Raw genomic sequence first — 21329 nt, 5'->3', positions numbered from 1 at the left:
GGTACCGGGCCGGGCAGGATGGGAGCCGTGCTCACCGTCCTGTTCGGCCTGTCCGGCGCGATCGTCTACGGGTTCGCCGACTTCCTGGGCGGGCTCGCCTCGCGCCGGGTCCGCCCGGTCGTCGTCACGGCGGTGGCCGCCGCGATCGGGATCCTGCCGCTGCTCGTCGGACTGGTGGTCCTGGGTGGCGTGTTCTCGTGGCCGGCCGCGGTCTGGGGTGCAGTCGCCGGACTCTCCGGCGGCGTCGGGGTCCTGCTGCTCTACGCGGCGCTCGCGATCGGGCCGATGAGTGTGCTCTCCCCCGTCACCGCCGTGTTCGCGGCCGTCGTGCCGGTGCTCGTCGCCGTGTTCCGCGGCACGGTGCTGTCACCCGTGGCCACCGTCGCGCTCGTGGTCGCGATCGTCGCGGTGGTCCTGGTCGCGGTGGTTCGGGACGCCTCGGGCGCGCGGCTCACCGCCCGTGGCGTGGTCGCCGCCGCCGTCGCCGGGTGCGGCTTCGGCGGGATCGTGCTCGCCTACGACATGACGCCGTCCGACTCGGGCATCGCGCCCCTCGTGGTCGCGCGGGTGCTGCAGGCGGTGCTGCTGGGTGCGGCGGCGCTCGTCGTCGTGCTCCGGACGGGAGGCCCGGTGTCCGCCCCGATGTCGGCCCGCCCCGACGGGGCTGCCGCCGTCCGCGAGCCTCGGTCGGGTCGCGCATGGGGTCCGCGGCTGCTGGTCGTCGTCGCCGTGTGCGGCGTCTTCGACGCGATGGCGAACGTGTTCATCCAGGCGGGGCTGCACAGCAGCGACGACCCGGCGACCCTGCCCGTCGTGAGTGTGCTCAACGCGCTCTACCCGATCGGCACGGTGGTGCTGGCCGGGGTCGTGCTGCGGGAACGGTTGACCGCGCAGCAGTGGATCGGCATCGTGCTGGCGTTCGTCGCGTCGGTGGCGCTGGCGTTGGCGTAGCGCGCGGGTCGCGGCGGGGCCGGGCGGGGCCGGGCGGGGCCGGCACGGTGCCGAGTCGTTCGAACCGTGCGAGGTTGACCGCCCGGTGCGGACTTGCAGCACCGCACCGAGCCGCCAACGCCGCACCGGATGAGCGAGCCCGCACGGTGCGACGGGCGGGCGCGGTCAGGCGTCGGGGATGAGGCGCTTGCCGAGCGAGACCGTGCGGTCGTCGGTGTAGCCGAGGGACGCGTAGAACCCGAGCACCTGCTCGTTGCCGGCACGCACCTGCAGGTTGAGCTTCGGGCAGCCGAGGTCGGTCAGGAGCCGCTCGAACTCGGCCATCAGGGCGCGACCGAGGCCGGAGCCCTGCAGGTCGGGGCGCACGGCGAGGTAGTTCACCCAGCCGCGGTGCCCGTCGAAGCCGGCCATGCCTGCGGCGACCACCCCGATGTCGGCGGCCTGGGGCTCGGCGACCAGGAAGAGCTCGGGCTGGACGGTCAGCTTGCGGGCGATGTCACGTCGGGGGTCGTTCCAGGGTCGGACGAGGCCGCACGTTTCCCACAGGGCGACGACCGCGTCGGTGTCCTCGGTGCGGAAGGGGCGGATCCGGTACTCCATGCCCCCACGTTAACGGGGGTGGGGAGAACGTCGTCACCGGCCTGTCGCCGTGATCTGATAGACCTGTCCGACCACCCAGCCCATCAGGAGCCCCGTGACCGCACACGACACCCTCCCGTCGCGCCGCAGCGCACGGGACGACGAAGCCGGTTCGCGGTCCCGGCGTTCCCCGAGCAGACGGCAGACGGTCGGCGGCGCGATCGTGTCGCTCATCGCCGAGTTGCTCATCATCGCGGGCGCCGGCACCGGCCTGTACGTCGTGTGGACGGCGTGGTGGACCGACGTGGTCGCCGTGAACGAGCAGACGAAGCTCGTGCAGGGCCTCGACCAGGTCAAGACCCCGAAGGTCGAGGGCACCGAGCACCGCGGCACCGCACCCGTGCTGGACGAACCGCCGGGGTTGTCGGACGTCTTCGGCACGATGCAGATCCCCCGGTTCGGCAAGGACTACAACCGGCCGATCGGCGAGGGCACGGATCGTGAGAAGGTCCTCAACACCATCGGGCTCGGCCACTACCAGGACACCGCGATGCCCGGCGCACCCGGCAACTTCGCCGTCGCCGGACACCGGGTCACCTACGGCAAGCCCCTCAACCAGATCGCGGAGCTCAAGAAGGGCGACTCGGTCGTGGTCCGGGTCACCGACGCGAAGACGAAGTTCGACGTCTGGTACGTCTACAAGGTCACCGACAGCCAGATCGTCACGCCCGACAAGATCGAGACGATCGCGCCGGTGCCGAACAAGCCGGGTGTGGAACCGACCCCCCAGGACCGCTGGCTCACGCTGACCGCCTGCCACCCGATGTGGTCCGCGGCGGAGCGGTTCGTGACGCACGCGAAGCTCGACTACTGGATGCCCGCGTCCGAGGGCACCCCGAAGGAACTCTCGGAGACCGTCAAGTGATCTTCCCCCTGGTCTGGCGGCTGCTGCCCGGCCCCACCGCCCTGAAGGTGCTCGAGCTGCTCGTGCTCCTCGTCGCCATCGTGTTCGTGCTGTTCCAGTGGGTGTTCCCGTGGATCGCGGCGGACATCCTGCCGCCGCCGGACGGCACGGTGGAGTCGACGCCGACCCCGTAGCGTCGGGTCGGGTCTGGTCAGACCGTGGTCGTCACCTGCGACCCGCCGGCCGGGGTGCGTCGCACCGCGATCCGCTCCGGGATCCGCTGCTTGAGTTCCTCGACGTGGCTGACGATCCCGACCTGTCGCCCGCCCGCGGTCAGTCGCGACAGCTGCCCGATGACGTCGTCGAGGGTCTCGGGGTCGAGCGTGCCGAACCCCTCGTCGACGAACAGGGTGCCGAGCGAGACCCCGCCGGCCTCGGCCTGCACGACGTCGGCCAGCCCGAGCGCCAGGCACAGCGACACGGTGAACGTCTCGCCGCCGGACAGGCTGCGGGGATCGCGGACGGTGTCGGTCGTGTGGTCGTGCACGGCGAGGGCGAGCCCCGTCCGTCGCGCCCGTGACCCGGATTCCCGTTCGTCGGAGGTCTCGAGGGTGAAGCGCCCGGCGAGCATGCCGCGCAACCGGTCGTTCGCCGCCGCCACGACTTCCTCGAAGCGCCGCATGAGCACGTAGGTGCCGAGCGTGATGCCGGTCGGGTTGACCGATGCCACCCCGTTCGCGACGTCGGCGAGCCGGACGACCGCACGGCTGCGGGCCGAGGTCTCCTGTCGGGCACGGACGGTGCGGTCGACCTCGGTCGCACACTGCTCGACGGCTTCGGCACGGTGGGCAGCGGTCACCGCGAGCCGGGTGGCCTCGTCGAGCTCGGCCGTCGCGCGGACCCGTTCGGCCTGGGCCGCCGGCACGTCGAGCTGCTCCGGATCGTCGTCGGCGGCCTGCACCACCGCGGGGTCGTCGAGCCCTGCCCGCACGACGGCGCGTTCGGCCTCGGCGGCGCTGATGCTGCTGCGGAAGCGTGCGACGGTGTCGGGGTCGAGCAGGCCGGCTCGTGCGGCGTCGACGTCGGGGAACCCCTGCTCGTCGAGGACCCGGGCGACCTCGGCGCTGCGCTCGTCGCGGGCGCTGGCAGCGGCAGCCGCGCGGTCGTCGGCCTCGGCGACGGCGCGGAGCACTGTGAGCCGTCCGTCGAGTTCGTCGACCACGGCCCGGAGCGACGCAGGCGAGCTGCCGTCTTCGCTGTCGAGCAGTGCTGCGAGCCGGTCGATCGCCTCGTGCACGGATCGCAGGTCGGCCTCGAGCCGCTCGGCATCGGAGGCCGCGGTCGACGCGAGCACCGTGCGCCGGGCATCGAGGTCGTTCCGTTCGCGCTCGAGCGCCCGCGTCGCGGTGTCGTGCGCCGTCCGCTCGCGCTCGTGCTCCAGCACCAGCGCCGCCGCGTCGTGCGCCGCTCGGACCCGCTCGTCGGCGGCCACCGCCATGGCGTCGAGGGCGACCGTGTCGACGGTGCCGACGACGTCGGTCAGCCGGAGGTGCTCGGCGCGCTCGACGGCCAGGTCGGCCGCGGCGTCGGCGAGCTGCTGGTCGGCCGTACGCGTGGCGTCGCCCGCTGACTCCACCGCCTGGATCGTCGGGTGGTCGTCCTGCGGCGCGGCCACCGACGGGTGCGCGGTCGATCCGCAGACCGGGCAGGGGTCGCCGGGGGTCAGCGCGGCACCGAGCTCTCCGGCGAGCCCGGCGATACGGCGCTCGCGCAGGGAGCGTTCGGCATCGAGCGCCTCGGTGGCCCGACGGCGGGCATCGACCACGATGCGTTCGGCACCGGCGACGCGCTGCTCGGCGCGGTCGCGGGCGGCCAGGTCGGCGCGGAGCGACTGCACCCGGGCGACCTCGTGCGCGGCGGCGTCGGCGTCGGCAGCGGTCGTCGAGGCGGTGCGGGCGGCCTCGACGATCCGGGCTCGTTCCGTCGGCCGGGCCTCGAGCGCGGTGTCGAGGGCGGCGAGGTCGTCGGTGAGACGCGATGCGGTCGCGGTGGCCTCAGCGATGGCGGTGCGCCTGGCGTCTGCCTCGGCCTCGACCGCGACGAGGTGCCGGACGTCGGACAGGGCGTCGGTCAGCGAGTCGCGGCGCCGGGCGACCTGCTGTGCGTCGACGGCGCCGAGTGCGTGCTGCTCGCGCAACCGGGCGGCTGCCGCGGCGGTGTCGTCCGCCCGGACGGTCGCGGCGTCGAGGCCGTCGGCCACCGCGGCGACCCGGGCGGCGCGCTCGGCCGTCGCGACCGCGGCCCGTGCCTGCTCGATCGCCGGGGCGTCGTCGTCGAGGAGCGCCTGGCGCCGCAGCAGCCCCGCTCGTCGCTCGAGGGCGGCCGCACGGGCCGTCACCGATCGTTCGTGTTCGGTCGCCGCCGTCGCAGCGGCAGCCGCAGCCGTCCGGGCCGCCCCGGCGGCGTCGGCCGTCGCGCGGAGGGACGCCACCGTGCCGGGGACGACGGACTCGTCGGCGTCGGCGAGGTCGGCCGCCTGCGCGAACCGGGCCAGGGCCTCGCGGACGCGGTCGTCGGCCCCCTCGACCTCGGCCTGCACGGCCCGGCGGCGAGCGGCGAGCTCGTCGGCAGTGCGGTCGTAGACCTGGGTGCCGAACAGCGACTGCAGGAGCTTCCGGCGGTCTTCCCCCGGGGAGCGGAGGAACCGTGCGAACTCGCCCTGCGGCAGCACCACGGTCTGCAGGAACTGCGCGCGGTCGAGCCCGACGATCCGGGCGATCTCGACCCCGACCTCGGGGATGCGGGACGACATGGGCTCGCCGGCGACGTCGGACGGCGCGGCGAGCCGGAACAGCTGCACGGACGCCTGCTGCTTCACCGTGCCGGTCCCCCGCTGCTTCGGGCGGTCGTACTGCGGGGTGCGCCGAACCCGGTACGTACCCGCACCGGTCTCGAACACGAGCTCGACGAACGGTTCGACCGCGGGGTCAGCGTGCTGGCTGTGCAGCCGGTCGGAGCTGGCGTCGGATCCGGCGAGTCCGCCGTACAGGGCGAACACGACGGCGTCGATGATCGTCGACTTGCCGGAACCGGTCGGCCCTTCGAGCAGGAAGACCCCGGAGGCGGCCAGCGCCGCGAAGTCGATCGTCACGAGGTCGGGGTAGGGCCCGATGGCGCGCAGTTCGAGTCGGTGCAGGTACATCAGCGGTCCCCCTCACGCTGCAGGGCGAGCACCGCGGCCTCGTACGCCTCGGTCAGCACCGCGCGTTCGTCGTCGTCGGGCAGCCCGCCGGTGGCGAAGGCCACGAAGTCACCGGCGACCTCGACCGGGTCAGACGTCGCGGTGACGGCCCGCGCGGCGGTGGCGGCCGGCCGGTCCGCCGGTTCGTGCGTGATCGCCAGGGCGTGCGGGAAGTGGTCCTTCACGCGGGCGTACATGCGTTCGGGGTGCACGGTGTCGGTCACCGCGACGCGGACCCAGGCGTCGGCATCGGCCCGGAACTCCCCGGACTCGATCGCGTCGATGCTGCCCCGCACGTCGACGAGCCGTCGCGGCACCGGGGTCGGTACGAGCTCGACGGTGACGGCACCCGCCGCGTCGAGGTCGGCGATCGTCACGGACTTCCGCTGGTGCCGCTCGCCGAACGAGAACGCCAGCGGCGACCCGGCGTACCGGATCCGGCCGTCGTCGCCGACGCGCTGCGGGCCGTGCAGGTGCCCGAGGGCGACGTAGTCGAACCCGTCGAACACCGACTCGGCCACGCGGTCGACCCCGCCGACGCGGATGTCCTGCTCGCTGTCGCTCGGGTCGGCGCCCCCGACGAAGGCGTGCGCGACGACGACGCTCCGGGTGTCGGCCCGCGTCGCCAGGTCGGCGCGGATCCGTTCGGTGGCAGCGTGCACGACGGCGTGGTGCGAGCGGGCGAGGGGTTCGTCGGGGACCGCAGCCAGGGCGTACCGCGTGAGGTCGGGGTGCAGGTACGGGATGCCGTACACGGCCACCGGGCCGTCGTCGTCGGGCACGAGCACCGGATCGGCCACGTGGGCAGGCTCGGCGAGGATGCGCACGCGCTGCCCCATCACGCCGGCACCGAAGCCGAGCCGCGCGGCGGAGTCGTGGTTGCCCGGCGTGAGGACCACCGTCGTGGTCTCGGCGAGGCGCTCCAGCACGCGGGAGAGCATGCGGACGGCGTCCACCGGCGGGATCGCACGGTCGTAGACGTCGCCGGCGATGACGACGAGGTCGACCGCGCGCTCGTGGGCGAGGTCGACGAGCCAGTCGGTGAACGCGGCCTGGTGCTCGAGCAGGTCGGCACCCAGCAGTGTGCGGCCGAGGTGCCAGTCGCCGGTGTGCAGGATGCGCATGCGGCCACGGTAACGCCGGCCGGGGACATCTCCGGACACCTCGCGGTGCCCTGTGGAGGACTCAGGCGGTCACGCAGCTGGCGGACGCCAGGCCCAGCACCGAGACGACCCGGACCTTGACGGTCGGTGTGCTCGTCGCCGTCCAGTTGTTGCCGAGGTTCGTGCGGAGGTGCAGCGTGTAGGTGGTGCCGAGGTTCAGGAGTCCGGCGCCCCCGTAGACCATCGAACGGGCACCGACGGTGGTCGTGCTGGCCACCTGCGTCGTCCCGTTCATCAGGTCGAACGACACCGGCACGGTCGCGCCGTTGTCGTAGGTCCAGGCGATCGTCACCGTGTTCGACCCGGCCGGGGCGCAGGTCAGGGTGGGGACACCGGTCGCCGTGCCCGCCGTGAAGGTCGCGGTCGGTGCGACGGTGGTCCGTGACCACGGGGCCGCGTCCGCCGCTCCGGGCAGCAGGACGCCGGCGGCCGCCGCGAGCACGAGCACCGCGGCGCCGCCGCCGACACGGCGGAGCCGCCGCCTGCGACGCGCTCGTCGACGCAGCGCGCGACGGGTGAGGACGCTGGACGCAGCGGTCGGGAGGCCCGTGGCGGCGCCGTCCCGCGCCTCCAGGCCGTCGTCCGTACCGTCCACCGGACCGGTGGCGTCGTCCGGGCCGGCCGCGTCGTCCGGACCACCGGCTGCGCCGTCGGTCTCGTCGTCGTCCTCGACGAGTCGCCGGAGCGACCCGTCGATCGTGCAGAGCGCGAGCACCGCGGTCAGGCCGAGCGCGAGCATCGCGACCAGACCCCACTCCCCCGCGCTGATCCAGCGGATCGGAGTCCCGATGAACGGGATGCGCAGGAAGGCGATGCCGTGCACGGCCGAGCGCTCGATCGGTGTGGAGTCCTGCTGCGGGTTGGCGTCGCCCTTCGTGACCATGGTGCCGCCGGGGCCGTCCTCGACGTACCGGTGCATGCGCAGGTGGTCCGCCTGGTCCGGGTCGTCGGCGAGCAGGACCTTGCCCGTCGCGATCTCGCCCGAGCCGACCGGACGCGAGACGACCACGTCACCGGGGACGATCCGCGGCTCCATCGAACCGGTCATCACGGTGGTCGGCTGCCACCCGATGAGCGCCGGCGCGGCCGCCCAGAGCGCGAGTCCGAGCAGCGTCGCGACCACGCCGCGGGCGAGGGTGGCGACGACGACGCGCCCCCAGTCGACGGCGTCACGGACCGCTGCGTGCGGTGCGGGACCACCGTGCACTGCGATGCTGCTCATGACTGCCTTCGACCGGGGGCGCGTTGCGGAGAGGGAACGGACGGGGCTGGTTCGGCCCCGGTCCCGGCTCAGCTGTTCTGGGCCTCCCAGGTGAAGCCGAGGGCTGCGGTGCCGCCCTGCACGGTGTTCGGCGCGGTGCTCGAGACCGTGTAGGTGACGCGGTAGACGCGCGTCTCGGACGCGGTGCCGGTCGGGGCCCAGGTGCCGACGCCGGTCGCGTAGTTGGTCGAGGCGGCGCCGAAGCCCGCGACGGTGCCGCTGTAGAGCGAGCCGCCGGTGGCGGCCGGGGTGAAGCCGGAGCAGGAGCCGAAGCCGCCGCCGGTGCCCTGCTCGATGGTCAGGTTGACGTTCGCCGCCAGGTCCTTCGTGGTCGAGACGTTCGTGCCGTAGAGCTTCACGGCCGAGGGCAGCGAACCGGTCGAGGTCACCGCGATGCAGTTCGCACCGGTCGAGCCGGGCTTCAGGTTGTTCGCCGTGAACAGCGCGGTGTTGTTGTCGTCGTCGGACAGGGCGACACTGCCGGCCGTCCAGTTGTTCGTCGGGTTGACGGTGGTCGAGGAGAAGGCCGCGTACGAGGCCGTCGAGACGACGACCCCCGAGGCGACGAGGGCGGCGGGGATGGCGATCCAGGCGGCGAGGCGGGCAGCACGAGGCGTGACACGAGACATGGTTGGACTCCGTGAGGAAGAGATCTGATCGGTGGTTCGGACGGGCCCGCGGTGGTTGGTCGCGCTACGTGCCGAGGTGGTACGACGATCAAGCTACTTGGCCCTCGAGCAGCTCACAAGACCTGAGATGTCCCCACTGATGGGGGTATCTTGACGAGTGAGTTACTTGTTGACTGAAGTTCCCACCCTGTACCCGAGAAGAGCTCCCATGACGGACACCGACCCGGTCGTCCTCCCCCCGCACGCACCCGCCGTCCCCGCGGCACGCGTCGCCCCCACCACACCGCCGGCACCGATGTCGCCCGACGTCACTGCGCTCGACCCCGTCACCGCCGACACGGACCCCGACGCCGACCTGCCGCGACTGCTCACCGCCTTCCGCGTGCTCCAGATGCAGCACGCGCGCGTCCTGCACCACGAGAGCACGGTCCGCGCACTGAACGCGACGGACACCCGGTTCGTGTTCTTCCTCAGCGCCGCCGGCGGCCACGGCGTCACCCCGAAGCAGGCCGGCGAGTACCTCGAACTCACCACCGGCGCGATGACGTCGCTGATCGACCGGCTCGAGAAGCACGGACACCTGGAGCGTCGCCCGAACCCCGAGGACCGCCGGAGCGTGCTGCTGCACCTCACGCCCTCGGGCACGGCGGTCGCCCGCGAGGTCGGTGCCGTCTACTCGCAGGCCTTCCAGCAGGTCGTCGCACCGTCGGACCGCGCCGTGGTCGCGGCCGCCTTCGAGGGGTTCGCCGCCGCCCTGGAACGCCACCACCGGTCGTCCACAGCGTGACAGCGGGTGTCACGGCCCGCGCGTAGCGTGAGCGCCATGACCCCCTCTGAACTCCTCACCGAAGCGTTCTCCCGCGTCCCCGAGACGGTCGAGCGGGCCGTCGACGGGCTCTCCGAAGACCAGCTCGCGGCGCGGCCGGCCGCCGGGGCGAACACGCTGGCGTGGCTCGCGTGGCACATCGCCCGCGGCCAGGACGTGCAGATCGCCGACCTCGCCGGCTCCGAGCAGGTCTGGACGGCGGACGGCTGGTACGACCGGTTCGGGCTGCCGTTCCCGGCCGAGGCGCTCGGCTACGGCATGTCCCGCGACGACGTCGGTCGGGTGCGGGCCTCTGCCGAGCTGCTCACCGGGTACCTGCGTGCGGTGCACGAGCGCACCGTCGCGTACCTCGGCGCGCTCGGCCCGGACGACCTCGACCCCGTCATCGACGACGCGTGGGACCCGCCCGTCACGGCCGGCGCGCGGCTCGTGAGCATCCTGGACGACTGCACGCAGCACGCCGGACAGGCCGGTTTCGTGCGCGGGCTGCTGTTCTTCAACCGCTGAGCGCGCGCGGCCGCGCGGTCGCGCGGTCGCGCGTCCGGTGAGCAGAAGACGACGAGTCTGCCGCGGCGACCCGACGTCTTCTGCTCACTCGACGACGGACGGGAGGCCCGGTACCAGCTGGTACCGTCCCTCCCGTCACGGCCGTCGTGCCGCTGGCGCGTCACGCCGGTACCGGCGGGTGGGGCCCACCTCCCGTCCGTCGTCTGGTCGCGACTAGCGCGCGGCGAGCTCCGACACGATGCCGTCGCCGGGTGCGGCCTGCACCAGGTCCGCCTCGATCTCGGCGCGCTCGAGGATGCCCTCGATCTTGCGGATGCGGCCACGCGGGACGATCGTCACGACCGTGCCCTCCTTGCCGGCACGACCCGTGCGGCCGGAGCGGTGCATGTACGCCTTGTAGTCGTCCGGGGCGTCCGCCTGGACGACGAGCGAGACGTCGTCGACGTGGATACCGCGGGCGGCGACGTCGGTGGCGACGAGCACGTTCACCCGGCCGCTCGTGAGCAGCTGCAGGTTGCGCGTGCGGCGCGACTGGTTCAGGTCACCGTGGAGCGAGGTCGCGCGGATGCCGGCGTCCTCGAACTGGTCGGCCAGACGCTCGGCGTAGGCGCGGGTCCGGGCGAAGACGATCGTCTTGCCGTCGCCGGCGACCAGCTCCTCGAGGAGACGGTCCTTCTCGCGCTGCTCGACCACGAGGACACGGTGGTCGATGGTCGAGGACGCCTGGTCCTCACCCGCGACCTCGTGCACGCTCGGCTCGTGCAGGAACTGCTCGACGAGCGCCGCGACCTGGGTGTCGAGCGTCGCGCTGAACAGCAGCTTCTGCGCGCGGTTGCCCTGCGGGGTCACCTCGGCCGTGGCGGAGAGGATCTCCTGCACCGGCTCGAGGAACCCGAGGTCGCACATGTGGTCGGCCTCGTCGAGCACGGAGATGATGACCTCGCTGAGGTCGAGCTTCCCCTTGTTCATGAGGTCCTGCACACGGCCGGGGGTGCCGACGATGATGTCGACGCCGCGCTCGAGTGCGCCCTCCTGGCGGCCGTAGGGGACGCCGCCGTAGATCTGCGTCGTGAACAGGCCGACCGAGCGGGCGATCGGCTGCACCGTGCGGTCGATCTGCAGGGCGAGCTCACGGGTCGGCGCGAGGATGAGCGCACGCGGGGCGCGGCCCATCTTGCGCTTGGTGCCGCCGCCGTGCTCCATGAGCTTCTCGACCAGCGGCGCACCGAAGGCGATGGTCTTGCCGGAGCCGGTGCGGCCACGGCCGAGGACGTCCTTGCCGGCGAGCACGTCGGGGATCGTCGCCGCCTGGATCGGGAACGGGCTCGAGGCGCCGAGCTCCTGCAGGGCGCGGGAGATGTTGCCGCCGATGCCCAGGTCGCCGAAGGTCACGCCCTCGACGTCGGCCGCGATGGTGGCCTCGGCCTGGAGCTTCTCGAGCTTGACGTCGTCTGCGGGCACGAACTTGCCGCGCTCGGGCTCGTCGAACGAGCGGCGCGGGGTGCGGTCGCTGCGGTCGTCACGGTCGAACTTGCGCGGGGCGCGGTCGTCGCGGTCGAACGAGCGACGCGGGCGGTCGTCGTTGTCACGGCGGGGCGCGCGGTCGTCGCGGTTGAACGAACGAGGAGCGCGGTCGTCGCGGTCGAACTTGCGCGGAGCGCGGTCATCACGGTCGAAGCTGCGACGGGGACGGTCGTCGTTGTCCCGACGGGGCGCACGGTCGTCACGGTCGAATGAACGACGCGGGCGGTCGTCGTTGTCCCGACGGGGCGCACGGTCGTCACGGTCGAACGAACGACGCGGACGGTCGTCGTTGTCACGACGCGGGGCACGGTCATCACGGTTGAAGCTGCGCGGGGCGCGGTCGTCGCGGTCGAAGCGACGCGGACGGTCATCGTTGTCACGACGGGGCGCACGGTCATCGCGGTTGAAGCTGCGCGGCGCACGGTCGTCACGGTTGAACGAACGCGGAGCGCGGTCGTCGCGGTCGAACGAACGACGCGGACGGTCGTCGTTGTCACGACGGGGCGCACGGTCGTCACGATCGAAGCGACGCGGGGCGCGGTCGTCACGGTTGAAGCCGCGACCACCACGGTCGTCGCGGTCGGGGCGACGCTGGCCGCCACTGTCACGCGGCTCCCAGTTCGGACGGGCCGGACGCTCGCCCTGCGACGCGCGACCGCGACGCTCCTCGGCGTCCCAGCGCTGCTTCTGGCGCGGCTGCGACGAGTCGGCGGCGCGGAACCCGCGGTGCTTGCTGCTGCGGGCGGCGGGGGTGCCGTTCGGGTGGCGGACGCGGTCGGAGGCGCGGTTGTCCGCGCCGCCCTTGTTGTACGGGGCCATGGCTGCTTTCTCGGGTGCGCAACGTACCGCAGCGCCCGACAGCGACATCGGCGGGGGCTGCTTGCGGAGAGGGGGGTTCATCCCGTCGCGAGTCGACGTGATTCCAGCCCTCGAGCAACACACACCCAGCAGAATTTCCGTGATCACAATGTCACGACGTCGAAGGCCGACCGAGCGAGTCTACGCGAGCCGGTGCGGTGACGCCAGCCCCGAGGCGAACGCAGGCCGGTCGAGCGGGGTGATCCGCGCCTCCTGGCCGCACCGGACGCGACGCGTCACGGCGAGCCCAGCCGGAACAGCCGCTGCAGCCCCCACCCGGTGACGCGCACGAGCGCTTCGACCACGATCCCACCGTTCATCTTCGACTCGCCCCGCTCGCGCTCCACGAAGGTGATGGGGACCTCGGCGACGACGGCACCCGCCCGGAGCGCGCGTCGGGCGAGGTCGACCTGGAAGCAGTAGCCGGCCGAGGCGATGCCCTCGGCGACGAGCGAACGGAGGAGGTCCGCGCGGATCGCGCGATAACCCCCGGTGAGGTCGCGGACCCGGACACCGAGCACGATCCGACTGTAGAGCGAGCCGCCGCGCGACAGCGCGATCCGGTGCCACGGCCAGTTCACGACCGAGCCACCGCGCACCCAGCGCGAGCCGATGACCAGGTCGGCACCCGCCGCCGAGCGCTCGAGCAACCTGCCGAGTTCTTCGGGCCGGTGCGAACCGTCGGCGTCCATCTCGACCAGGACGTCGTGGTGGCGCTCGAGCCCCCAGGCGAACCCCGCCAGGTAGGCGGCACCGAGACCGGCCTTCTCGGTTCGGTGCAGGACGTGCACACGCTCGTCGTCCCGGGCGAGGTCGTCCGCGATCGCGCCGGTGCCGTCCGGGCTGCCGTCGTCGACGACCAGGACGGAGACCTCGGGGCGTGCCGCGAGGACGCGGGCGACGACCGACTCGATGTTCTCGCGCTCGTCGTACGTGGGGATGACGACGAGCACCCCTCCACCGCCACTGCGAAGTTTCAAGGATTACCCCGTTGCTGTGTGGTTCAAATTGGATATCAGAACAACATATACGCAACGACATCACGGAGGCCAGCATGCGAGACAGCACGGCGACCCGCACCCTGCCCGATTGCCTCATCACCCTCGCGCTCTACGCCCTCGCGCGGGTCGTGACGACCGTCACGCTCACGGTGGGGTTCGCGTTCAGCGACCCGGTCGGGTTCGGCGACCCGCTCGGCTGGAAGGGGTTCTTCGAACGCTCGACCGCCTGGGACGGCCAGTACTTCCTCGAGATCGCGCGGCAGGGCTACCCGAGCGCGCTGCCCGTCGACGACACCGGCGCCGTCCAGCAGAACGCCTGGGCGTTCTTGCCCGTGTTCCCGGCGGTCGTGCGGGCGGCCAGCATGACCGGCGCCGACCCCGCGGTGGTCGCGGTGCTGCTCGCGACGGCGTTCGGCGGCGCGGCGTCCGTCGCACTCATGGTCCTGGTCCGTCCACATGTCGGACGGACCACCGCGCTGTGGTCGGGCGTGTTCTTCGCCTTCGGGCCGATGTCGTTCGTCCTGCAGCTCGCCTACGCCGAGTCGCTCGGCCTGCTGCTCGCGTTCGCCGCACTCATCGCGATGCAGCGGCGGCACTACTGGACGGTCCTGCCGATCGTCACGGTTCTCGCGTTCACCCGGCCCGGGGCGCTCGCGATCCCGTTGGCGCTCGCGCTGCACGCCGTGCTCCGGCTCGTGCAGCACGACCCGGTGCCCGTGCGGGAGCGTGTCGCGATCGTCGTCACCGGCGTCGTCACGGCAGCGGCCGGCCTGGCGTGGCCGGTCGTCGCGGCGCTCGTCACCGGGGTTCCCGACGCCTACTTGCAGACCGAACTCGCGTGGTGGCGGCTCCACCTCGACGTGCAGCACTTCGTGCCGCTGACACCGTGGTTCCTGCAGGCCGACCGGGTCGCGGGCGCGCTCGGCGTGGTCGCTGTGCTCGTCGCGGTCGGCGCCACCGGGTGGTGGCTGTCGTCGCGCTCGACCCGCCGGATCGGCTCGGTGCCGCTGCTCGGCTCGACGTCGTACCTGCTCTACCTCTTCGCGACGTTCCTGCCCCAACAGAGCCTGCCGCGGCTGCTGCTGCCGGCGGCCCCGTTGCTCGGTGCGCCGATCCTGCACCGCACCGCGTTGCGACGGGGGGTCGTGCTCGGTGTCTGCGTGCTCGCGCAGCCCGCGGCGGTGTGGGTGCTGTTCCTCACCCACAATCCCTGAGCCGGTGGCTCAGGACTCCGCGAGCCGACGACGCTGCTCGGCGACGTCGAAGTCCGCCTTCGGCCACGACAGGTGCATGTCCTCCAGCGCCCGGAGCAGGAGCTGCTGCACGGCGAGGCGGGCGTACCACTTGCGGTTCGCGGGGACGACGTACCAGGGTGCCTGCGGGGTCGACGTCCGGTCGAGGGCGATCTGGTACGCCTGCTGGTAGCGGTCCCAGAGCAGGCGGTCGTCGATGTCGGCCGGGTTGAACTTCCAGTGCTTGTCGGGGCGGTCGAGCCGGTCGCCGAGACGCTCGCGCTGCTCGTCCTTCGAGATGTGCAGCATCACCTTGACGATGGTCGTGCCGGCGGCGGCGAGGCCGTCCTCGAACGCGGTGATCGCGCCGTAGCGGCGTTCGATCTCGTCCGGCGCGGCGAGCCCGCGGACGCGCTGAGCGAGCACGTCCTCGTAGTGCGAGCGGTCGAACACGCCGAGCTGCCCGGCTGCCGGCAGCTGCTTCTCGATGCGCCAGAGGAAGTCGTGCTCGCGCTCCTCGGCCGTCGGGGCCTTGAAGCCGGCGTAGTGCACGCCGTTCGGGTCGACCGCACCGACGACGTGCGAGACGATGCCGCCCTTGCCCGCGGTGTCCATCGCCTGCAGCACGAGCAGCACCCGGCGCTCGTCGCCGGCCGTCGATGCCGCGTACAGGCGCTCCTGCAGGGCGGCGAGACGGGAGGCGCCGGCGGCGAGGGCCTCGAGGCCGTCGATCTTTCGGCCGGGGAAGCCCGGGGTGCCGTCCGGGTCCACCTGGTCGAGGCGGAACCCGGGTTCGACGCGGAGCAGTGGTTCGGGATCGGCGTTCCAGGCCTTGCGATTGCTCACGGGTCCTCCTGCGGTGCTCCGGTCGGCGGCTGCCGTGCTCATCCTCGCACTGCCGTCCTCCGCTCGGGTGACGTGGGCGGTCGCCGGGGCGGCTAGCGTGGACGTGATGAAGTCCGGCCGCCGCTCAGTGCTCGCGCTCGTCGCCGCGGTCGTGGCGCTCGGCGCGATGGCGTCCTGCAGCACGGACCCGGTCGGCGACGAGAACGCCACCGTGACCGCGGACAGCGTCATCTACCCGCTGTCGCTGCGCTACCACGGCATCGACGTGGTGGCCGACGTGCCCTACGGCACCGACCCGCTGCAGCGCCTCGACGTGTGCCTGCCCGCCGACAGCGACCCCGCGACGACGGCGACGCCCACTGCGACGCCGTCCGCCTCGGCCACCGCCGACCCCGATGCCGAAGCGGTCGAGGCCACCACCGGACGCCCGGCGGTCCTGATGATCCACGGTGGCAGCTGGTCGCACGGCGACAAGGCGACGGCCGCGTACCGGTCCGTGTGCAAGTACCTGGCGTCCGAGGGCTTCGTGACGTTCAACGTCGACTACCGCCTGGCCCCGACGGACCCGTTCCCGGCGGGGCTCGACGACGTGCGCCGTGCGCTCGACTACGTGTTCCGTCCCGCGACGCTCGAGACCTACGACGTCGACTCCCAGCGTGTGGGCGTGTTCGGCGGGAGCGCCGGCGGCAACCTCGCCGCGATGCTCGCCGTCACCGACCACGACTCCGCCGCGTACGCCGACGGTGACCGGATCCGTGCCGTGGTGGACCTGAGCGGGCCGACGAACCTGACCACCCGGTCCACCGAGCCCGACGGGGTGTCCGCGGCTTTCCAGCGCAAGCAGCTGCTCTACCTCGGGTGCCGGTCGTACGCCCGGTGTCCGGCGGCCACGCGGGCGTCGCCCGAGTTCCACGTCACTTCGGACACCGCGCCGTTCTTCATCGGGCACTCCACCGACGAGTTCATCCCGATGTGGGAGTCGCAGGAGTTCGCCGCGACGCTCCGGTCCCACGACGTCCCGGTGACGTTCGTGGCGGTCGAGGGCACGGCGCACTCGATCGCCCAGCTCGACGAGGCGATGAGCCGCCGCGTGGTCACGTTCCTGCGGACGCAGCTGGGCTGACCGCGCCGGCCGACCGGCCGACCGCGCAGGGCGTCCGACCGCGTGCCCCGGGTGGGTGCCACCCGGAGTCGGGACTGCCGCTGCCGACCCCCTGGCCGCAGACTTCGGGGGTGACCGACACCTCGACCCGCCCTGCCCGCGCCGCTGCGACCCGCTGGGACCGCCCTGCGCTGCAGACGTTCGGGGAGCTGCTGCTCGGGTTGTCGTTCGTCGCCGCGGTGTCGTTCGGCGGGTACGCCTCGGTCACCGGACAGCTGGCCGTCGTGTCGCAGGTCGCCGCCGTGGTGTTCCTCGTGACGCTGACCCTCGTGCTCGTGTCGTGGTTCCGGGCCGTCGAGCGCGAGGAGCGGACCGAGCGCGTCGTCGTGTCGCCCCTCGCCGCGATCGACGCCGAGTACCGCCGCTAGGCAGCTTCGCCCGGCTCCGTCTGCCTCGCCGCCCGCCGATCCGCGCGGCGCTCGCGAGCCCGCTCGACGACGAAGTACAGCGCCGGCAGCACCACGAGCGTCAGCAGCGTCGAGGACACCAGGCCACCGATCACCACCAGTGCCAGCGGCTGCGAGATGAAGCCGGACTTGCCGGTCAGCCCGATCGCCATCGGCAGCAGCGCGAAGATGGTCGCCATCGCCGTCATCAGGATCGGACGGAGGCGTCGTGTGGCGCCCTCGATCAACGCCTCGCGCACCCGCAACCCGCGCCGTCGGTACTGGTTGACGAGGTCGATGAGCACGATCGCGTTCGTCACGACGATGCCGACGAGCATGAGCAGACCGATCAGCGACGCGACACCGATCGGGACGCCCGACGCGATCTGCAGCAGGATCGCGCCCGTCGCCGCGAACGGCACCGACACGAGCAGCAGCAGCGGCTGGAGCAGGCTCCGGAACGTCGCGACCATGATCACGTAGACGATCAGCACGGCGACCAGCACCGCGAGCCCGAGCTGCGAGAACGCCGACGACTGGCTGGCGGCGACGCCACCGATCGAGGCGGTCGCACCCTTCGGCAGGTCGAGCTCGTCGACGGCGGTCGTGACGGACTGCACGGCCGCACCGAGGTTCGTGGCGTCCGGCGTCACGGTGATCGTGGCGGTGCGGGCCGCGTTCGTCGTGGTGACGGTGGTGGGGCCCTCGGACTCCTCGACCGTGGCGACGTCGGACAGCGGGACCGTTCCGGTGCTCGTCGGCACGTCGAGGGCACGGAGCGCGGCGATGGTGGTCGGCGGCTCCGGGTCGGCGATGTAGACGTCGAGCGTCGCGTCGTCGATCTCGATGCTGCCGGTGTCCCGCGGCGAGACCGCGGCGGCGACGAGGCCACCCACCTGGGTCTCGGTGAGGCCGAGTGACGCTGCCTCCTGGCGGTCGACCCGGACGGCGAGGAACGGTTCTGCCGCGGACAGGTTGCTCGTGGCGCCCGTGGTGTCCGGGACCGACTGCATGGTCTTCAGCACCTGGCGCGACGCCGTCTCGAGCTGCGACTGGGTCGGCGCGGTCACGTCGACCTCGATGTCGCTGCTGCCACCGAACCCGCCGCCGGAGGACGCGATGGTGACCTCGCCGACGTCCTTGATCTTCCCGATCGACTTCCGGGCGTCGGCCTGGATCGTGGGCTGGTCGGCCTCGGCGTCGGTCGTGACGGCGTACTGCACAGAGGCGCTGCCGCCCCCGCCGAACGCCGCCTGGATCGACTGGCCGCTCGTGCCGATGGTGGTCTGCACGGTCTCGACGCCGTCGACGTCCTGCAGAGCCCGCTCGACCTTCCGTGCGGACTCGGACTGGACGGCGAGACTCGAACCGGCCTTCAGGTCCTGCGTGACCGTGATTGTGTTCTGCCCCGAGTCGCCCAGGTAGTTCGTGGTGACGAACGGCAGCGTGGCGACAGTTCCGCCGAGCACGATCACGGCGAGCAGGATGACGACGACCGGCTTGCGGACGACCCACCGGAGCACCGGCAGGTAGACGCGTCGCAGGCGGTCGACCCGGCCGGCGTCGTGCAGGTCCGCGGCGGAGGCGAGCGCACCCTCCGAGCGGTCGCCCTCGTGCACGCGCTCGGCATCGATCGCCGACGGTGTCGCTTCCGCGTCCGTGGGCGCTTCCGCTGCCGCCGTCGCGTCACCCGGCTTCGCCTTCGGCGGGCGCAGCCACCAGTACGCCAGCACCGGCACGATGGTGAGCGAGACGAACAGCGACGCGACGAGCGCCAGGGTGACCGTCACGGCGAACGGTCGGAACAGCTCCCCCACGAGTTCTGCGACGAAGGCGACCGGCAGGAACACCGCGACGGTGGTCAGGGTCGAGGCGGTGACCGCTCCGGCGACCTCGCGAACGGCGTCCCGCACGGCCTGGCCGCGGTCGACGCCGGGGAGCATGTGCCGCTTGATGTTCTCGATGACGACGATGGAGTCGTCGACCACGCGGCCGATCGCGATCGTGAGGGCCGCCAGCGTGATGATGTTGAGCGTGTACCCGGCGGCGCGCATGCCGATCGCGGCGAGGAGCACCGACGTCGGGATCGAGATCGCGGTGACGAGCGTGGAGCGCCACGACAGCAGGAACACCAGGATGACGAGCACCGCGAAGGCGAGCCCGAGCAGGCCCTCTTCGGCCAGGGAGTCGATGGACTGCTGGATGTAGGGCGCCTGGTCGAAGACGACGGTGAAGCGGGGGTCTCCCTCGATCTTGTCCTCGATGCCGGGCAGAGCGTCGCGGACGGTGTTCGAGACGTCGACGGTGTTGGCTTCCTGCGTCTTCGTGATCGAGATCGTCAGCGCCTGCTGCCCGTCCACGCGGCTGATGGAGGTGCGCGGCGACTCGGTGATGGCGACCTTCGCGACGTCGCCCAGGGTGGTGTCCGTCGGCGTGGCCGCGGGTGTCGCCCCGCCCGTCGCGGCGTCACCCGTGGGAGCGGTGCCGGTCGCGCCCGTGCCGGTGCCGGTCGCACCCGCAGCCGTGCCGTCACCGGACGAGGCCGTCCCGTCGGGCCCGGCGGCACCCGACCCGGACCCGTCCGAACTCGACGAGCTCGACGAGCTCGTGAGTGGCAGGGCGCGGATGTCCTTGAGCGAAGCGATCCGCTCGCCCGTCTGCACCGACAGGGTCGAGCCGTCCTCGGTGATGGTGCCGCCGGGGATCAGGGTGCCGTTGTCGTCGAGCGCGTCCGAGATCGCCGTCTGGCTGAGGCCGCGGGCGGCGAGCTCGTCCTGGTCCGGCGTGATGACGACGCGACGACCCGGGTTGCCGAAGACGTCCGCCTGCCGCACACCGTCGAGCTTCTCGAGGTCGGGGATCGCCGAGGCCTGGAGCCGGTCGACGAGCTGCTCCTGGTTGCCGGACGCCGAGACCGCGACCTGCAGCACCGGCAGGTCGTCGAAGGACCCGGTGACGATCTGCGTCTGCACCGAGTCGGGCAGCGACAGTGCGTTCACCGCGGTCTGGATCTTGTCCTCGGCGCTGGCCAGGTTCGATCCGTACTGGAACGACGCCGACACCACGCTCTGCCCGGTCGACGAGGTCGCACTGGTCGACTCGAGGTCCGGGACGACCTGGATCGCCTGTTCGATCTTGGTCGAGACGTCGTTCGACACGACCTCTGGCGTGGCTCCGGGGTAGGCGCTGACGATCGCGACCTGCGGGAACTCGACGCTGGGGATCAGCTCCTGCTTGAGGCTCGAGAGCGCGATGCCGCCGAAGACCGCGACCACGATCGTGACGAGCGCGATGAGGGCCCGGTTGCGCAGGCTGAAGACCGAGAGGAGGTGCACGGCATCGATCCTCGCAGGACCGACCGACGAACGTTCGGCTGGCAGCCAGAACCCGCCGTCGGATCAGGACGGAGCGGCGAGGACCCGCCGTCGGATCAGGACTGCAGGATCAGAACCCGCCCAGCAACAGGTACGCCCCGAGCACCGCCACCGTGCCGACCACCCCGGTGCCGAGCGCCACCACGCGCCCGACGGGTGAGCGGGTGCCGAGGACCCCGATGCCGAGGAGGAGCACCACCCCGACGACGATCTCGACGGCCCAGGTGACGTGCCCCGTCGTCGCGGCGACCTCCAGCAGCCCGCGGATCCCCTCGCCGACGAGCACCGCGGCCGTCACACCGAACGCCCCCGCGCGCCATCGGGCGTCGCGGGCCCGCACCGCCACGGCGACCGCTCCGGCCAGCAGCCCGGCCGGCACCCCGAGCAGCACCCAGGGGTTCGTGATCGACAGCACGTCGGGGAACCCGCGCAGGACCGTCGTGGCCCAGTACCCGACGTGCATGAGCTCGAGGAGCACGACGCCGAGCACCATCGCCAGCGGCAGGGCGACCCGGCCCCCTCGTGCTCCGGCCACCAGGCACAGCAGCGCGGCGACGAGGAACCACGGTCCGGCCGAGTTGGACACGGAGGCGAGCGCGGGCACGGCCTGCCCGAACGAGGTCAGGACGCCCGCCAGGAACGCCCCGCTGAGCGCGATGGTGACCCGCACCACGGCGGGGACTGCCGCGGGCGGCTCGACGGGCGTCGGCACAGCGGAGCGGGTTCCGGCGGACAGGGTCGCGTTCATGGCACCAGCCTCGCCGGACCCCGCCGGAGCCGCATCACCCCGAGGAGCGAGAACCCCCGACCCGACCTCACCCCAGAGGATGACACCGAGCCCCGCAAGACACCGAGTCCCGCAAGACACCGAGCCCGGCGGACAAC

At 72.5% G+C, this 21329-nt stretch carries 18 protein-coding genes; 8 read left to right on the top strand and 10 right to left on the bottom strand.

The window, feature by feature from the left end; all coding sequences use genetic code 11:
* Positions 1 to 27 precede the first annotated feature (27 nt).
* Positions 28 to 951 (top strand): EamA family transporter, encoded by a 924-nt coding sequence (locus DEJ09_RS11380; RefSeq protein WP_111088709.1) that lies wholly within the window; start codon positions 28 to 30, stop codon positions 949 to 951.
* A gap of 165 nt (positions 952 to 1116) precedes the next feature.
* Here DEJ09_RS11380 and DEJ09_RS11375 read toward each other — a convergent pair whose 3' ends face one another.
* Entirely contained in the window at positions 1117 to 1551 is a 435-nt protein-coding gene (locus tag DEJ09_RS11375) for a GNAT family acetyltransferase (protein ID WP_111088708.1), read from the bottom strand.
* A gap of 94 nt (positions 1552 to 1645) precedes the next feature.
* On the opposite strand from DEJ09_RS11375, the gene DEJ09_RS11370 reads away from it, so the two are divergent.
* Both DEJ09_RS11370 and DEJ09_RS18160 read left to right on the top strand, forming a co-directional pair.
* Positions 1646 to 2455 (top strand): class E sortase, encoded by an 810-nt coding sequence (locus DEJ09_RS11370; protein ID WP_258373878.1) that lies wholly within the window; start codon positions 1646 to 1648, stop codon positions 2453 to 2455.
* Positions 2452 to 2628, top strand: a complete 177-nt coding sequence (locus tag DEJ09_RS18160) for a hypothetical protein (RefSeq protein WP_156463787.1) — start codon at positions 2452 to 2454, stop codon at positions 2626 to 2628. Before DEJ09_RS11370 ends, DEJ09_RS18160 begins: the two co-directional genes overlap by 4 nt.
* A gap of 17 nt (positions 2629 to 2645) precedes the next feature.
* Here the strand turns inward: DEJ09_RS18160 and DEJ09_RS11365 are convergent, their stop codons facing one another.
* The 4 genes from DEJ09_RS11365 to DEJ09_RS11350 all read right to left on the bottom strand — a co-directional run bounded on the left by DEJ09_RS11365 (position 2646) and on the right by DEJ09_RS11350 (position 8728).
* Entirely contained in the window at positions 2646 to 5636 is a 2991-nt protein-coding gene (locus tag DEJ09_RS11365) for an AAA family ATPase (RefSeq protein ID WP_111088707.1), read from the bottom strand.
* Positions 5636 to 6799, bottom strand: coding sequence for an exonuclease SbcCD subunit D (locus DEJ09_RS11360; RefSeq protein WP_111030856.1), 1164 nt, complete (start codon positions 6797 to 6799; stop codon positions 5636 to 5638). Before DEJ09_RS11360 ends, DEJ09_RS11365 begins: the two co-directional genes overlap by 1 nt.
* A 61-nt stretch (positions 6800 to 6860) precedes the next feature.
* Complete coding sequence (locus DEJ09_RS11355; RefSeq protein WP_111088706.1) at positions 6861 to 8060, bottom strand: S24/S26 family peptidase; 1200 nt, start codon at positions 8058 to 8060, stop codon at positions 6861 to 6863.
* Between the two features lie 68 nt (positions 8061 to 8128).
* Positions 8129 to 8728 (bottom strand): hypothetical protein, encoded by a 600-nt coding sequence (locus DEJ09_RS11350; protein WP_110858866.1) that lies wholly within the window; start codon positions 8726 to 8728, stop codon positions 8129 to 8131.
* Between the two features lie 208 nt (positions 8729 to 8936).
* On the opposite strand from DEJ09_RS11350, the gene DEJ09_RS11345 reads away from it, so the two are divergent.
* Entirely contained in the window at positions 8937 to 9515 is a 579-nt protein-coding gene (locus DEJ09_RS11345; RefSeq protein ID WP_111088705.1) for a MarR family winged helix-turn-helix transcriptional regulator, read from the top strand.
* A gap of 36 nt (positions 9516 to 9551) precedes the next feature.
* Positions 9552 to 10061: a DinB family protein gene (locus DEJ09_RS11340; RefSeq protein WP_111088704.1), complete on the top strand. Its 510-nt coding sequence runs from the start codon at positions 9552 to 9554 to the stop codon at positions 10059 to 10061.
* A gap of 213 nt (positions 10062 to 10274) precedes the next feature.
* On the opposite strand, the gene DEJ09_RS11335 is transcribed toward DEJ09_RS11340, so the two are convergent.
* Both DEJ09_RS11335 and DEJ09_RS11330 read right to left on the bottom strand, forming a co-directional pair.
* Entirely contained in the window at positions 10275 to 12404 is a 2130-nt protein-coding gene (locus tag DEJ09_RS11335) for a DEAD/DEAH box helicase (RefSeq protein ID WP_111088703.1), read from the bottom strand.
* Positions 12405 to 12679: 275 nt separating this feature from the next.
* Complete coding sequence (locus tag DEJ09_RS11330; protein ID WP_111088702.1) at positions 12680 to 13423, bottom strand: polyprenol monophosphomannose synthase; 744 nt, start codon at positions 13421 to 13423, stop codon at positions 12680 to 12682.
* Positions 13424 to 13497: 74 nt separating this feature from the next.
* On the opposite strand from DEJ09_RS11330, the gene DEJ09_RS11325 reads away from it, so the two are divergent.
* The gene (locus tag DEJ09_RS11325; RefSeq protein ID WP_111088700.1) at positions 13498 to 14658 is read left to right on the top strand and encodes a mannosyltransferase family protein; all 1161 of its coding nucleotides are present in this window, start codon (positions 13498 to 13500) and stop codon (positions 14656 to 14658) included.
* Between the two features lie 9 nt (positions 14659 to 14667).
* Here the strand turns inward: DEJ09_RS11325 and DEJ09_RS11320 are convergent, their stop codons facing one another.
* Positions 14668 to 15522: a polyphosphate kinase 2 family protein gene (locus DEJ09_RS11320; RefSeq protein ID WP_181422657.1), complete on the bottom strand. Its 855-nt coding sequence runs from the start codon at positions 15520 to 15522 to the stop codon at positions 14668 to 14670.
* Positions 15523 to 15628: 106 nt separating this feature from the next.
* Between DEJ09_RS11320 and DEJ09_RS11315 the strand changes: the two genes are divergently transcribed.
* Positions 15629 to 16645 (top strand): alpha/beta hydrolase, encoded by a 1017-nt coding sequence (locus tag DEJ09_RS11315; protein WP_111091869.1) that lies wholly within the window; start codon positions 15629 to 15631, stop codon positions 16643 to 16645.
* A 110-nt stretch (positions 16646 to 16755) separates the two neighbouring features.
* Positions 16756 to 17052, top strand: a complete 297-nt coding sequence (locus DEJ09_RS11310) for a hypothetical protein (protein ID WP_111024960.1) — start codon at positions 16756 to 16758, stop codon at positions 17050 to 17052.
* On the opposite strand, the gene DEJ09_RS11305 is transcribed toward DEJ09_RS11310, so the two are convergent.
* The gene (locus tag DEJ09_RS11305; RefSeq protein ID WP_258373877.1) at positions 17049 to 20405 is read right to left on the bottom strand and encodes an efflux RND transporter permease subunit; all 3357 of its coding nucleotides are present in this window, start codon (positions 20403 to 20405) and stop codon (positions 17049 to 17051) included. The genes DEJ09_RS11310 and DEJ09_RS11305 overlap by 4 nt on opposite strands.
* Positions 20406 to 20514: 109 nt before the next feature.
* Positions 20515 to 21192 carry a DUF6518 family protein gene (locus DEJ09_RS11300; protein WP_111088696.1) on the bottom strand — a complete coding sequence of 226 codons (678 nt, stop codon included), beginning with the start codon at positions 21190 to 21192 and terminating at the stop codon, positions 20515 to 20517.
* Positions 21193 to 21329 lie beyond the last annotated feature (137 nt).

It is taken from the genome of Curtobacterium sp. MCLR17_055, from assembly GCF_003234305.1.
Taxonomy (GTDB): Bacteria; Actinomycetota; Actinomycetes; order Actinomycetales; family Microbacteriaceae; genus Curtobacterium; species Curtobacterium flaccumfaciens.
The sequence above is the reverse complement of the archived record's forward strand: the minus strand, read 5'-3'. Positions and strand labels throughout refer to the sequence as shown.